Below are 12,558 nucleotides of genomic sequence, written 5' to 3' on the forward strand. Positions count from 1 at the left end.
CTGTGTTTCAGGTGAGGATGGGGAGGAGGGGGACGGCGGCGAGGCCGGCGAGGACACCACCGATGATGGGTCCGACGACGGGGACCCAGGAGTAGGACCAGTCGGATCCTCCCTTGCCCTTGATGGGCAGCAGGGCGTGGGCGATGCGGGGTCCGAGGTCACGGGCCGGGTTGATCGCGTATCCGGTCGGGCCACCGAGGGATGCGCCGATCGCGATCACGAGAATCGCCACGGGAAGAGCACCCAACGCGGCAAGACCCCCACCGGGCTCCTGACGTCCGAAGCCGATCACCACGAACACGAGAACGAAGGTGCCGATGATCTCGGTGACCAGGTTCCAGCCGTAGGAGCGGATCGCGGGACCGGTCGAGAACACGCCGAGCTTGTTCGCGGCATCCGGTTCTTCATCGAAGTGCTGCTTGTACGCGAGCCACACGAACACGGCGCCGATGATCGCACCGAGCAGTTGGGCTGCGATGTAGGTGAGGATCGACACGATATTCACCGGGACCCCGGAACCGAACTCGGTCGCACCATTCGCGACCAGCCCCAGAGTGACGGCCGGGTTCAGGTGAGCGCCGCTGTTGTACGACACGATGACACCGGAGAAGACCGCGAAGCCCCACCCGATGTTCACCATCAGAAACCCGCCATTGAAGCCCTTGTTCTTCACCAGAGCCACGTTCGCGACCACACCACAGCCGAGCAGAACCAGCAGCGCAGTGCCTACCAATTCAGAGAGAAATACAACCCCAAGATTGTCCACGTTGACCTTCTTTCGTGTGACGTCTATGTCACCTTGTGCAGAACCCCACATCAAGCGGTTGACTACACCATATCCGCGCGGATCGTTGGCGCATATGGTCTTGAGCGAAATGGTCGGACTCTTCCACGGAACTGGAGCGGACGAGTACATTTGACACTGCGAGCTCCGCTCCCGCGCAGCTCCCTGTTCGCAGAGACGCGTCCAGGTCGCACGGCCATCACAGAGGATTGCCACCCATGAAGAAACTCATCAATGACCCGCGTCGAGTGGTCGAAGAAGCAGTCGCCGGATTCGAAGCGGCCCACGGAGACGTGGTCGCCGTGTCGCACGACCCGATCTACATCACCCGCAAGGATGCGCCGAAACAGGGCAAGGTAGCCCTCGTCAGCGGCGGCGGCAGCGGCCATGAGCCGCTGCACGGCGGATTCGTCGGTTTCGGCATGCTCGATGCGGCTGTGCCCGGTCCCGTCTTCACCTCTCCGACCCCAGACCCGATCCTCGCAGCGACCAAAGCCGTCGATGGGGGAGCGGGGGTGCTGCACATCGTCAAGAACTACACGGGCGACGTGCTCAACTTCGAGACCGCCGCTGACCTTGCAGCTGCCGACGGCATCGACGTGCAGACCGTGATCGTCGACGACGATGTCGCCGTCAAAGACTCTCTCTACACGGCCGGGCGTCGCGGAGTTGCGGGCACGGTTCTCGTTGAGAAGATCGCGGGCGCGGCGGCGGAGCGAGGCGATGACCTCGCCGCAGTCGCGGCGATCGCGACCAGAGTCAATGCTGTGACCCGATCCATGGGGGTCGCCCTGACGCCGTGCGTCGTTCCACATGCGGGGGAGCCGAGCTTCATTCTCGCCGACGACGAGATCGAGATCGGCATAGGCATCCATGGCGAACCAGGCCGCGAGCGCATCAAGATCGAGCCGGCAGACGCGATCGTCGATCGGATACTCGCACCGATCGTCGATGACCTTCCTTTTGCATCCGGCGACAGAGTTCTGCTCTTTGTGAACGGCTTGGGTGGCACGCCGCAGGTTGAGCTGTACATCGTTTTCCGACGCGCAGCGGAGGCTCTCGCCGAGCGTGGCATCACCGTGTCGCGCACCCTGGTCGGCAATTTCGTGACGTCGCTAGAGATGCAAGGAATGAGCATTACCGTGATGAAACTCGACGACGAACTAGAACAGCTGTGGGACGCGCCCGTCGAGACGGCCGCTCTGCGGTGGGGACGGTAGGCGGCATGACGTTGAACACGGACTGGGCGGTCCGCTGGATCAAGGGGAGCGCGGCGGTCGTCTCGGAGCATCGGGTCGAACTGATCACACTGGATCGCGAGATCGGCGACGGTGACCATGGCGAGAATCTCGATCGCGGCTTCTCCGCCGTTCTGCCGAAGCTCGACGATCTCCCGGCTGATGCGACGCCGGGCGATGCTCTGAAGCTCGTTGCGACGACTCTGATCTCGACCGTCGGCGGCGCGGCCGGGCCGCTCTACGGAACCGCCTATCTGAAAGCCGCGGGAGCGGTAGCCGGTCATGCGGAGCTCGACGGCGAGGCCGTCGTCGCCATGCTCACGGCTGCCCGTGACGGTATCGTGCTTCGGGGCAAGGCCGAGGCGGGCGACAAGACGATGGTGGACGCCTGGACTCCTGCCGTCGACGCCGCCTCGTCGGCGTTGGCCGACGGGCTCGGCGAGGCAGCGATTCTGGATGCCGCGGCGACGGCCGCCGAAGCCGGCGCGCGTGCCACGGAGCCGCTCGTCGCGCGTAAGGGACGTGCGAGCTATCTGGGGGAGCGGGCCATCGGACACCGAGACCCCGGCGCTCAGTCCTCAGCTCTTCTGCTTCGTGTCGCCGCCGACGCAGCGGCGGGCGTCTGACGTGGCAGGAGTCGCTGGCAGAGTCGGTCTCGTTTTCGTCTCGCACAGTTCGAAGATCGCAGAGGGCCTCGTCGAGCTGGCCGGCCAGATGGCACAGGGAACAGCGCTGGCGGCGGCCGGCGGAATGGACGACGGCGGAATAGGGACGAGTTTCGACCGGGTCGGAGAGGCGATCGCTGCAGTCGATTCCGGATCGGGTGTCGTGGTGTTGTGCGATCTGGGTTCTGCGATCTTGACGGCCGAGACGGCGAGGGATTTCCTCGACGACGACGACGTTCGTGATCGGGTCGTCATCGTGGATGCGCCGCTCGTCGAGGGCGCCGTCGCTGCGGCCGTCGAGGCGGAGGGCGGGGGAGACCTGGCAGCGGTCGTGTCGGCCGCCCGCTCGGCCATAGGTGCATTCTCGTTGCCAGGGGAGGACGCACCGAACGAGGAGGAAGCGGCGACCGTCGGCGCAGAAGCGTCATCCGGTTACTCGCGCAGCGTGACGATCGTCAACCGCGACGGCCTGCACGCGCGTCCGGCGGCGGAGTTCGTGAAGATGGCGAACGGACTGGACGTGCCCGTGACGGTCAATGGAAAAGACGCGAGGAGTCTTCTTGGCATCATGTCGATGGGTCTCGTGAAAGGCAGCAAGGTTGAGCTGGCGACTCCGTCGGCGGACGGCCGGTCCGCAGTCGACTCACTGGCCGAACTCATAGAGTCGGGGCTCGGGGAGAATTGACGGCGCCCGAGCGCACCGATGGCCGGCGGATTGTCATGGACTTCCTGCGCTCGCTTTCGCCACGCGAGACAGAACATCACGATGTGCTCGTGCGCTGAATGTGGGTCGCGATCCAGACTCGCGTTCTGACGCTCAGCGGTTGAAGTAGTGCCCGTCGGCGATGTCGGCAACCAGAGTCGGGTGGGTGGGCTCCCAATCGAATCGCTCACGGGTAAGTGCATTCGAGACGGGACTATCGAGAGTGACGAGAAGCGCGAGGATACTGAAGTGCTCGGCTGCCTCGGCCGCCCCGCCGATGCTTTCGACGGGAAGATCGAGGTGTTGTCCGATCGCCTGCGCAAGGTCGCGGAATGGTACGCCCTCTTCCCCGACTGCGTGTAGGCGCGTTCCAGCGGGTGCCGATTCAATTGCGAGCCGGAAGAGTCGGGCCGCGTCGAGACGGTGCACGGAAGGCCACCGGTTGGACCCGTCACCGACGTACGCGGAAACGCCTTTCTCCCTCGCAATGGCGATGAGCATCGAGACGAAGCCGCGAGTATCCCCGACGCCGTGCACGGTCGGAGTCAGAGCCACAGACGATGACCGAACGCCCCTGTCCGCGAGAGCCAGGACGGACGCCTCCACGGGCAGCCGAAGCGCGGTGAGCGGACTCATGTCGGCTTCGTCGTCTTCGGTGAGTAGCCGACCGGGAGTACGCCCGATGACTCCCGACGTAACGACGAACGGTTTGCCGGTCCCTTCGAGCTCGAGACCGATCGCTTCGACCGCGTTACGTTCTGCCTTGGCGCGCGCGGCTGAATCGGTTGTCTCAGAGATGTGCTGGTTGGCCGCGTAGATGACGCCATCCGCAGCCGCGGCGCCGGATCGGAGGCTGTCGAGGTCGCTCACGTCGCCGCGATGCACGTCGACGTCGAGTGCTGCCAACGCGGCTGCCGAGCTGTCAGAGCGGGCGAGCCCCACGACGTCGTGTCCGCTGGCCATAAGTTCGGCGACGACGGCGGAGCCGACATAGCCGGTGGCTCCTGTAACAAAAATGCGCATGAAAAGGCCCTCTGATTCGAGTGTCTGCGCCGGTTGCATCATTGGGCCGGCTTGTCCTTCGACTTTATGAATCACGGGCCCATACGTCTAAGACCGGTTCTGCACGACGCCATACGAAAAATGAATGATGCCTAGACTGAACCCGACAGAGGAAGCATCCCCATGGATCTTGACCTGCGATTCGTCAGGTACTTCACGGTGGTCGCCCGGCACGAGAACTTCGGACGGGCCGCCGCCGAACTCCGGCTCGCGCAGCCGACGCTCAGCCGCTACATCCGACGGCTCGAGCAGGATCTCGGCGTCCAGCTGTTCGAACGGTCTTCCCGCGGAACGCAGCTCACCGAAGCGGGCGTGAGCTTTCGACCGCTCGCCGAAACTCTCCTCGACGACGCAGCACGAGCCGTGGCGCAGGTTCTCCAGGTAGCGACACCGCATCGCCTCACGGTTGGGTACGTGGGCGGCCTCATCATCACGCCGGCGGTTGCCCATCTGAAGCGGACGAATCCAGGTATTGACGTCCGCACTCTCCATCTTCACTGGAGCGACGCGCACGCGGCGCTTCTCGACCACCGGGCCGACGTTGTTGTGGCCCGCACTCCTTTCCCGACTGACGGACTCCGAACCACCGTCCTCTACGAGGAGCCCCGCGTTCTCCTCGTGCCCCTTGGCCATCGTCTCGCGAACCGACCCTCGGTCACACTCCAGGACTTCGCCGAAGAACCACTGGTCGGATACGATCGCGCCGACTATGACGCGTTCTGGAGGGTCACGCCCCGACCTGACGGAAGTCCAGCCCCTTACGGCCCCGTCGCCGACGTGTGGCACGACAAACTCGAGTCCGTCGCCAGCGGTGCGGCGCTTGCCGTCGCACCCTCCGGCCCGGGCAATGGCGCGCCCCGCCCCGACCTGATTGCTGTACCCGTTGAAGGCATCGCTTGGTCCACCATTGTCGTCGCGAGCAGGCTCGAGCACCGGAAGCCGCTCGTAGCCGCCTTCGAGAAGTCCGCCAAGGCGAAGCTCGTTCCTTCAGGATGCCCACCGAAGTAATCACGTAGCGAGCACGTCACGACGTTCTTCATGTCGTTTCGCTATTCGGTGTTGCTACCTAGCAGTAGTCGGCGTTACTATCTAGTGGTAGTCAATATCACTGAGTAGTTGAGGCGAGTGTTCATGAGTAAGCAACAGATGACCGAGATGCTGAAGGGCACGCTCGAGGGCGTCGTCCTCGCGATCGTGGCACTGCAGCCGGCATACGGCTATGAGATCACGGCGCGGCTGCGCGAGCAGGGGTTCTCCGACATCGTCGAAGGCACCGTGTACGCGCTGCTGATCAGGATCGAGCAACGTGGTCTCGTGGATGTGGCAAAGGTCCCGTCTGAGAAGGGGCCACCTCGCAAGGTCTACTCGCTGAACCCCCTGGGCAGCGACTACCTCGAAGAGTTCTGGAGGACATGGACGTCGCTCTCAGAGCGGATCGAACTCCTCCACCACCACATTGAACAACCGCACGACAAAGGAGAGAAGTAATCATGGCCGCAAAGTGGATCGAGACCCTCACGGGGTCCCTCGAGCAGAAGAAACAGTACAAGCAGGACAAAGCTCGCATCGATGCCTTGCCCGAGCCGTACGGAACAGCAGCGAAGGCAGTACATCGGTATTTCATCTACAACGGAGGCATCACCGACGGTGACGCCCTCACCAAGATGTTCGGCGACTTCGTCGACCTGTGGGAGCGCGCCGCCCTCGATGGGACACCGGTGCGCGAGATTGTCGGCGACGATCCGGTCGCTTTCGCCGAGTCCTTCACCGAGGCATACGGCGGCAAGCAGTGGATCGACAAGGAGCGTACCCGCCTGGCCAAAGCGATAGAGGATGCCGAACAGAGGGAACGGAAGTGACCGAGGAGCCTGCCATCCGCGTGCAGGGGTTGAAGAAGTCCTTCAAGAAGTTGCACGTGCTACGTGGGGTGGACTTCGAGGTTGAGCGGGGCAGCGTCTTCGCTCTTCTGGGCTCCAATGGGGCAGGCAAGACTACGGTCGTGAAGATCCTCGCCACACTGCTGAAGTCGGACGCGGGTACCGCCACCGTCCACGGCTTCGACGTCGCCACGAGGGCCGGCGAAGTGCGCGAATCGATTAGCCTGACGGGCCAATTCGCCGCAGTCGATGAGATACTGACCGGCCGGGAGAATCTGATACTCGTCGCCAAGCTCCGCCACATGAAGGCCCCCGGTGCCATTGCCGACGAGCTACTTGTTCGCTTCTCGCTCACTGAAGCCGGAAACCGGAAAGCGGCTACGTACTCGGGTGGTATGCGACGCCGGCTTGATATCGCGATGAGTTTGATCGGGAAACCCCCGATCATCTTCCTTGATGAACCGACGACGGGCTTGGACCCCGAGGGGCGCATCGAGGTGTGGGAGACCGTGAAGCAACTCGCCGCACAGGGCACGACCGTGCTGCTCACCACGCAGTATCTCGACGAGGCCGAACAGCTCGCAGACCGCATCGCGATCCTGCACAAGGGCACCATCATTCAGACCGGCACTCTCGCCTACCTCAAGCAACTCCTCCCGGTCGCCACAGTCGAGTACGTCGAGAAGCAGCCCTCACTTGAGGATGTCTTCCTCGCCCTCGTCGGCGACACCAGGGCGACCGGCAGTGAAGAAGTCTCCGACACGGCGTCTGACGGAAGGGCTGTCCGATGATCACCCATGCCCTTACCGACACCAGTACGCTGACAGGCCGGTCGTTGCGCCACATCCTCCGCAGCCCAGACACGATCATCACCACCGTCGTCACCCCGATCGCCCTCATGCTGCTTTTTGTGTTCGTCCTCGGCGGCGCGATCAAGACGGGATCCGAGGAGTCCTATGTCAACTACATGCTCCCCGGCATCTTGTTGATCACGATCGCCTCCGGCATCGCATACACCGCGTACCGGTTGTTCCTCGACATGCAGGGAGGCATCTTCGACCGCTTCCAGTCGATGCCGATCGCGAGGTCGAGTGTGCTCTGGGCTCACGTGCTCACCTCCGTGGTGGCGAACCTGGTCTCGATCTCGATCGTCATCGGCGTGGCGCTGATCCTGGGGTTCCGCACCGGCGCATCCTTCGGAGCGTGGCTCGCCGTCGCCGGCATCCTGGTGCTGTTCACGCTTGCCCTGACCTGGCTCGCTGTGATCGCCGGCCTCTCTGCGAAAACCGTCGATGGTGCGAGCGCCTTCAGCTACCCGTTGATCTTCCTGCCGTTCATCAGTTCGGCGTTCGTGCCTACTGACTCGATGCCCGGCCCGGTGGCGTGGTTCGCCGAGCACCAGCCGGTGACGTCGATCGTGGATACGATCAGGGCACTGTTTGCGCAGGAATCCGTCGGAAACGACATCTGGATGGCCCTCGCCTGGCTTGTCGGCATCCTGGTCGTCGCCTACGCTTTCGCAATCGTCCTCTATCGTCGCAAGATCAGTTGACGGCGAGTCCCGCTCCTGCTCGATGTGGCTCGCGAGAGCATGTTCTCTATCCGAGAAGAACCTGGTCAGCTAGAGATTCGGGGGAGTGGTGAACTTGTCCCCGTTTTCACAGTAGGGGTCCGCATGTCGATACGTCCGCGCCGGTGGACTACGTCACCGGGACATGATCCATTGAGTTGAGCGAGCCCAGTCTGCGTTTGGTCCGTCCAAGGTGACCGTGTCTTATGGCTCGAAGTCAAAACGGGCGACGAAGCGTCGTTGCCACGGTGTCTCTATAGCTCGCTGACGATAGTTCGCGCGCGCCCATCGAACCGCGTCTTCGCCCGACACTCCAGCGAGCCGCGCCAGAAGCGCAATTGCCACGCCCGTGCGACCCGTGCCGCCATCGCAAGCAATCTCGACCCTCGACGAGGCTGAACGTTCGTACGCGTCCGTTAGTGCAGCGATGGCTGCCCCGGGAGAGCGGGGCAGTCGAAAGTCGGGCCAGGAGATCCAGCTCGACTCCCACATCTCTTCTTGATGACGCCGAGCGGTTAGGTAGAGACCGAACTCTGGTAGTTCATCGTTAGCCGGTAGGCCTTCCCGTAGGCCTCGGCCACGAATTCGACGCCCGTCAGGCAGCGTCACGAGGCCCGTTGTCGAGTCGTTCCACAAACTCATAGAGCCATTCTCTCCGACACGCTTGCGACCTACCCGGCGATAATCCTTGTTCAGGAGTGAAGCCTTTGCAGAAAAGCGCGGCCAGGGTAGATGTGTGTTGACATAATGTGCATTATCGGCGTAATGATGAGTGGTGCGAAGCAGGGTCCTTAGGCGGTGTAATCGCCTCGAGAACTACGTCGTGATGTGAGCATGTGAGCGTGCATGTGCCGCTACCGGACGTGGTGAGATGATCGGGTTGGGGATGCTGCGCGGCGCGTGCAGCTGCGAACCCATGCGGCCAGCGCGCATCCTGTCGCTCTAGCGCCGCCTGGCGAAATCTCTTGACATAACGGATGCAACGGTTAGTGCGCGTCGACGTAGCGCGCCAGATATTCGCCCGTCAGTGTGGAACGTGCCGACACGAGGTCGGCCGGTGTGCCCTCGAAGACCACGCGGCCGCCGTCGTGGCCTGCGCCTGGCCCGATGTCGACGATCCAGTCTGCGTGTGCCATGACGGCTTGGTGGTGCTCGATCACGATCACTGATTTTCCGGAGTCGACGAGACGATCGAGCAATCCAAGCAGTTGCTCGACATCGGCGAGGTGAAGTCCGGTCGTCGGCTCGTCGAGGATGTAGATGCCACCGTGCTCTGCCATGTGCGTCGCCAGCTTGAGTCGTTGTCGCTCTCCACCTGACAGCGTATTCAGTGGCTGCCCGAGACGGATGTACCCCAGTCCAACGTCTGCAAGCCTGGTCAGGATGGCCTGGGCTGCGGGGGTGCGCGACTCCCCCGTCGAAAAGTACTCCAGAGCTTCGTCGACACTCATCGCGAGGACCTCGCTGATGTCGCGACCGGCCAGGTGATAGTCGAGCACCGAGGCGTCGAATCGGCGGCCCTCGCATACCTCGCAGGTGGAGGTGACCGAGGCCATCATGCCGAGATCGGTCACGATCACGCCGGATCCGTTGCAGTTCGGACAGGCCCCCTCGGAGTTCGCGCTGAACAGCGCCGGCTTGACGCCGTTGGCCTTGGCGAAGGCCTTCCTGATCGGTTCGTGGAGCCCTGTGTAGGTTGCGGGATTGCTGCGCCTGGAGCCGCGGATGGCTCCCTGGTCGACGGAGATGACGCCGTCGCGGCCTGCGATCGATCCGTGGATGAGTGAACTCTTGCCCGAGCCGGCCACGCCCGTGATCACTGCGAGAACACCTGTTGGGATGTCGACATCGATATCGTGCAGGTTGTGCGTTCGCGCCCCGCGGATCTTGAGTGCACCGGTGCGCTCCCGCACCCTTTTCTTGAGAGTGTGCCGGTCGTCGAGGTGGATGCCTGTCAGGGTGCCGCTCCCCCGCAGCCCGGCGACAGTTCCCTCAAAGCAGACCTCGCCGCCCGCCGTGCCCGCGCGGGGCCCGAGGTCGACGATGTGGTCGGCGATGGCGATCGTCTCGGGCTTGTGCTCGACGACGAGAACAGTGTTGCCCTTGTCGCGCAGCTGCAGGAGGAGGCCGTTCATGCTCTGGATGTCATGGGGGTGCAGACCGATGGTCGGCTCGTCGAAGACGTAGGTGACGTCGGTCAGAGACGAGCCCAGGTGCCGGATCATCTTCGTGCGCTGCGCTTCGCCGCCCGAGAGTGTTCCCGCGGGCCGATCGAGTGAGAGATATCCCAGTCCGATCTCGACGAAGGAGTCGAGCGTATGCCGCAGGGCGGTCAGCAGCGGCGCAACAGACGGCTCGTCGATCGTGCGCACCCACTCCGCGAGATCGCTGATCTGCATGGCACAGGCATCCGCGATGCTGGTCCCGCCGATGCGAGACGAGCGCGCGCCCTCGTTGAGACGCGTGCCCGAGCACTCCGGGCAGGTCGTGAAGGTGACGGCCCGGTCGACGAAGGCCCGGATGTGTGGCTGCATGGCCTCCCGGTCCTTCGACAGGAACGACTTCTGCACTTTGGGGACCAGTCCCTCGTAGGTCATGTTGATGTCTCCCACTTTGACCTTGACGGGCTCGTGGTAGAGGAAGTCGTCGAGTTCCTTCGTCGTGTAGTCGCGGATCGGCTTGTCGGCGTCGAGGAATCCGGATCCGGTGAAGATGCGCACTCCCCACCCGTCGGCCGCATAGCCGGGGATCGTGAGCGCGCCCTCGTTCAGCGACCTCGTGTCGTCGTAGAGCTGGGTGAGGTCGATGTCATTGACGCGACCCATGCCCTCGCAGCGGGGGCACATGCCCCCGGTGACCGTAAAGCTGCGGCGTTCCTTGACCTCTCGTCCGCCCTTCTCCATCGTCACGGCGCCGGCGCCGCTGATCGACGGAACGTTGAACGCGAATGCCTGGGGCGAGCCGAGGTGGGGTTGCCCCAGTCTGCTGAAGACGATCCGCAGCATCGCGTTCGTATCGGTCGCCGTTCCGACCGTCGAACGGGAGTTGGCCCCCATGCGCTCCTGGTCGACGATGATGGCCGTCGTCACGCCCTCGAGGACATCGACATCGGGACGGGCGAGCGTCGGCATGAATCCCTGCAGGAACGCGCTGTAGGTCTCGTTGATCATGCGCTGCGACTCGGCGGCGATCGTGGCGAACACCAGGGAGCTCTTGCCCGACCCGGAGACGCCGGTGAAGACGGTGAGGCGCCGTTTCGGGATGTCGACGCTGACGTTCTTGAGGTTGTTCTCGCGGGCTCCCTGCACGCTGATGCGGTCGTGGTTGTCGGCTGCGGTGCTCATGAATCCCCTTGTCGAACAGTCAGCAGGACGCGATCTGGCCGCGCAGGAGCCGAGCGAGGTTCTCGGGTTCGACGGGATCTGTCGTTGTCTCGAGCTCGCGTAGGCTCCACCACCTCTGGTCGATGATGTCGACCGTCTCCTCGGGCGTCCAATTCGCCCGATCGATCTCGAATCGGTTGGTGCGAACGGAGTACCAGACCTCGTGGTGCGCGGCCCAGACGCCGGGAGCCCGTTCGGCGACGAAATCGCGGGCCGAGAACGGCGCTCCCGGGTCGTCGATGACGAGACCTGTCTCTTCGAAGAGCTCGCGCACGGCGGCGGTGCGATGGTCTTCGCCTGGCTCCAGGTGTCCGCCTGTCGTCAGCCATCGTGCCGGGTACCCGTCGACATCGTGGCGGGTCAGCATCAGCAGCACATGATCGTACTGATCGACGAGGAGCACGCGCGACTTCGCGTAGACGACGTCGGTGGTGGTGTGCTCGCTCATGCCGGCCGGTCAGGACGTCAGTCGACGGGAGCGAAGTCGCTGATGTCGCCGACGTACCGCGTGTGGTTCGCGGGAATCGGCTCAACGGCGGCGAGGGCGACCTCGGCAGCGAACTCCCCCACGTTGTAGAGGCGGCCGGCCGATTCCTTGCGTGAGCTGATCGCGCCCGGATTCGCTCGCTCGAGGAGGGTAGCGGTGATCGTTCCTTCGATCATGTCGCCCGAGACGACGACGAACTCGATTCCCTTCTCGTCGAGCTGGGGAATGAGTGCGCGCAGCGCGTCCTCCCCCGCACGCTTCGACAGGGCCACCGGAACGTACTCCGGCATGGTCTCGGTCGTGTGGATGAAGTGCGCCTGGTGGCTGGTGACGAAGACGACTCGTGAACCGGGGGCCAGAAGAGGCGCGGCACTCGTGAGCACGTTCAGCTGGGCATCGCGATTGAGTGTCATGGCGTAGTCGGCCGCCATGCCGCCCTCCATGCCGCCCGAAGCGTTCAGTACGAGAACGTCGAGTCCGCCGAACTCCGACTGGATGCGTTCGAACAGCTGGGCGACCGAGGCGGGGTCGGTGAGATCGGCTCCGACGGTGATGGCCTCTCCGCCGGACTCTGCGATCTTCGCGGCCAGCTTGAGGGCGCGCGCCTCTTTGTTACGGAAATTGATGGCGACCCGAGCGCCGGCTTCGGCGAAGTACGACACGGTGTCGGCGCCGATTCCGCGCGACGAGCCGGTGACGAGCACGCGTTTCGCGGCCATGGATTCGGGTTGCAGGGGGTTTGTTGACACTCTCGGTGCTCCTTTGACTCTGGCTCCCGAGACTACCAAG

14 protein-coding genes are annotated in these 12,558 nt (G+C 63.7%); 8 read left to right on the forward strand and 6 right to left on the reverse strand.

Annotation, left to right across the window (positions count from 1 at the left end; translation table 11 throughout):
• Positions 1-7 precede the first annotated feature (7 nt).
• Complete coding sequence (locus tag TZ00_RS16180; protein ID WP_084606226.1) at positions 8-817, reverse strand: MIP/aquaporin family protein; 810 nt, start codon at positions 815-817, stop codon at positions 8-10.
• Between the two features lie 185 nt (positions 818-1,002).
• Between TZ00_RS16180 and dhaK the strand changes: the two genes are divergently transcribed.
• The 3 genes from dhaK to dhaM are packed head-to-tail and all read left to right on the forward strand — an operon-like array spanning position 1,003 to position 3,372.
• Positions 1,003-2,004, forward strand: coding sequence for a dihydroxyacetone kinase subunit DhaK (dhaK, locus tag TZ00_RS16185; protein WP_044443270.1), 1,002 nt, complete (start codon positions 1,003-1,005; stop codon positions 2,002-2,004).
• Between the two features lie 5 nt (positions 2,005-2,009).
• Positions 2,010-2,648, forward strand: coding sequence for a dihydroxyacetone kinase subunit DhaL (gene dhaL, locus TZ00_RS20455; RefSeq protein WP_044443272.1), 639 nt, complete (start codon positions 2,010-2,012; stop codon positions 2,646-2,648).
• 1 nt (position 2,649) lies between these two features.
• Positions 2,650-3,372 (forward strand): dihydroxyacetone kinase phosphoryl donor subunit DhaM, encoded by a 723-nt coding sequence (gene dhaM / locus TZ00_RS16195; RefSeq protein WP_044443461.1) that lies wholly within the window; start codon positions 2,650-2,652, stop codon positions 3,370-3,372.
• A gap of 132 nt (positions 3,373-3,504) precedes the next feature.
• Here the strand turns inward: dhaM and TZ00_RS16200 are convergent, their stop codons facing one another.
• Complete coding sequence (locus TZ00_RS16200; protein WP_044443462.1) at positions 3,505-4,413, reverse strand: SDR family oxidoreductase; 909 nt, start codon at positions 4,411-4,413, stop codon at positions 3,505-3,507.
• Positions 4,414-4,575: 162 nt separating this feature from the next.
• On the opposite strand from TZ00_RS16200, the gene TZ00_RS16205 reads away from it, so the two are divergent.
• The 5 genes from TZ00_RS16205 (at position 4,576) to TZ00_RS16225 (ending at position 7,881) form a co-directional block, all read left to right on the forward strand.
• A complete protein-coding gene (locus tag TZ00_RS16205) occupies positions 4,576-5,460 on the forward strand; it encodes a LysR family transcriptional regulator (RefSeq protein ID WP_044443273.1) in 885 nt (294 codons plus the stop codon).
• A gap of 123 nt (positions 5,461-5,583) precedes the next feature.
• Positions 5,584-5,940 carry a PadR family transcriptional regulator gene (locus tag TZ00_RS16210; protein WP_044443463.1) on the forward strand — a complete coding sequence of 119 codons (357 nt, stop codon included), beginning with the start codon at positions 5,584-5,586 and terminating at the stop codon, positions 5,938-5,940.
• A gap of 2 nt (positions 5,941-5,942) precedes the next feature.
• Positions 5,943-6,311 (forward strand): DUF1048 domain-containing protein, encoded by a 369-nt coding sequence (locus TZ00_RS16215; protein WP_044443275.1) that lies wholly within the window; start codon positions 5,943-5,945, stop codon positions 6,309-6,311.
• Positions 6,308-7,120, forward strand: coding sequence for an ABC transporter ATP-binding protein (locus TZ00_RS16220; RefSeq protein WP_044443277.1), 813 nt, complete (start codon positions 6,308-6,310; stop codon positions 7,118-7,120). Before TZ00_RS16215 ends, TZ00_RS16220 begins: the two co-directional genes overlap by 4 nt.
• Entirely contained in the window at positions 7,117-7,881 is a 765-nt protein-coding gene (locus TZ00_RS16225) for an ABC transporter permease (RefSeq protein ID WP_044443279.1), read from the forward strand. Before TZ00_RS16220 ends, TZ00_RS16225 begins: the two co-directional genes overlap by 4 nt.
• Before the next feature lie 222 nt (positions 7,882-8,103).
• Here the strand turns inward: TZ00_RS16225 and TZ00_RS19470 are convergent, their stop codons facing one another.
• The 4 genes from TZ00_RS19470 to TZ00_RS16240 all read right to left on the reverse strand — a co-directional run bounded on the left by TZ00_RS19470 (position 8,104) and on the right by TZ00_RS16240 (position 12,488).
• A complete protein-coding gene (locus TZ00_RS19470) occupies positions 8,104-8,541 on the reverse strand; it encodes a protein-tyrosine phosphatase family protein (protein ID WP_084606228.1) in 438 nt (145 codons plus the stop codon).
• Positions 8,542-8,885: 344 nt separating this feature from the next.
• Positions 8,886-11,243 carry an ATP-binding cassette domain-containing protein gene (locus TZ00_RS16230; protein WP_044443281.1) on the reverse strand — a complete coding sequence of 786 codons (2,358 nt, stop codon included), beginning with the start codon at positions 11,241-11,243 and terminating at the stop codon, positions 8,886-8,888.
• A gap of 19 nt (positions 11,244-11,262) precedes the next feature.
• Entirely contained in the window at positions 11,263-11,730 is a 468-nt protein-coding gene (locus tag TZ00_RS16235) for an NUDIX hydrolase (protein ID WP_044443283.1), read from the reverse strand.
• A 17-nt stretch (positions 11,731-11,747) separates the two neighbouring features.
• Positions 11,748-12,488, reverse strand: coding sequence for an SDR family oxidoreductase (locus tag TZ00_RS16240; protein ID WP_044443285.1), 741 nt, complete (start codon positions 12,486-12,488; stop codon positions 11,748-11,750).
• Positions 12,489-12,558 lie beyond the last annotated feature (70 nt).

It is taken from the genome of Agreia bicolorata (genome assembly GCF_000938265.1).
In the GTDB taxonomy this organism is placed as follows: Bacteria; Actinomycetota; Actinomycetes; order Actinomycetales; family Microbacteriaceae; genus Agreia; species Agreia bicolorata.

Coding starts and splice junctions, on each gene's coding strand:
- TZ00_RS16180 (WP_084606226.1), bottom strand. CDS start 817: ATGTGGGGTTCTGCACAAGGTGACATAGACGTCACACGAAAGAAGGTC.
- dhaK (WP_044443270.1), top strand. CDS start 1,003: ATGAAGAAACTCATCAATGACCCGCGTCGAGTGGTCGAAGAAGCAGTC.
- dhaL (WP_044443272.1), top strand. CDS start 2,010: ATGACGTTGAACACGGACTGGGCGGTCCGCTGGATCAAGGGGAGCGCG.
- TZ00_RS16200 (WP_044443462.1), bottom strand. CDS start 4,413: ATGCGCATTTTTGTTACAGGAGCCACCGGCTATGTCGGCTCCGCCGTC.
- TZ00_RS16205 (WP_044443273.1), top strand. CDS start 4,576: ATGGATCTTGACCTGCGATTCGTCAGGTACTTCACGGTGGTCGCCCGG.
- TZ00_RS16210 (WP_044443463.1), top strand. CDS start 5,584: ATGAGTAAGCAACAGATGACCGAGATGCTGAAGGGCACGCTCGAGGGC.
- TZ00_RS16215 (WP_044443275.1), top strand. CDS start 5,943: ATGGCCGCAAAGTGGATCGAGACCCTCACGGGGTCCCTCGAGCAGAAG.
- TZ00_RS16225 (WP_044443279.1), top strand. CDS start 7,117: ATGATCACCCATGCCCTTACCGACACCAGTACGCTGACAGGCCGGTCG.
- TZ00_RS19470 (WP_084606228.1), bottom strand. CDS start 8,541: ATGAGTTTGTGGAACGACTCGACAACGGGCCTCGTGACGCTGCCTGAC.
- TZ00_RS16230 (WP_044443281.1), bottom strand. CDS start 11,243: ATGAGCACCGCAGCCGACAACCACGACCGCATCAGCGTGCAGGGAGCC.
- TZ00_RS16235 (WP_044443283.1), bottom strand. CDS start 11,730: ATGAGCGAGCACACCACCACCGACGTCGTCTACGCGAAGTCGCGCGTG.
- TZ00_RS16240 (WP_044443285.1), bottom strand. CDS start 12,488: ATGGCCGCGAAACGCGTGCTCGTCACCGGCTCGTCGCGCGGAATCGGC.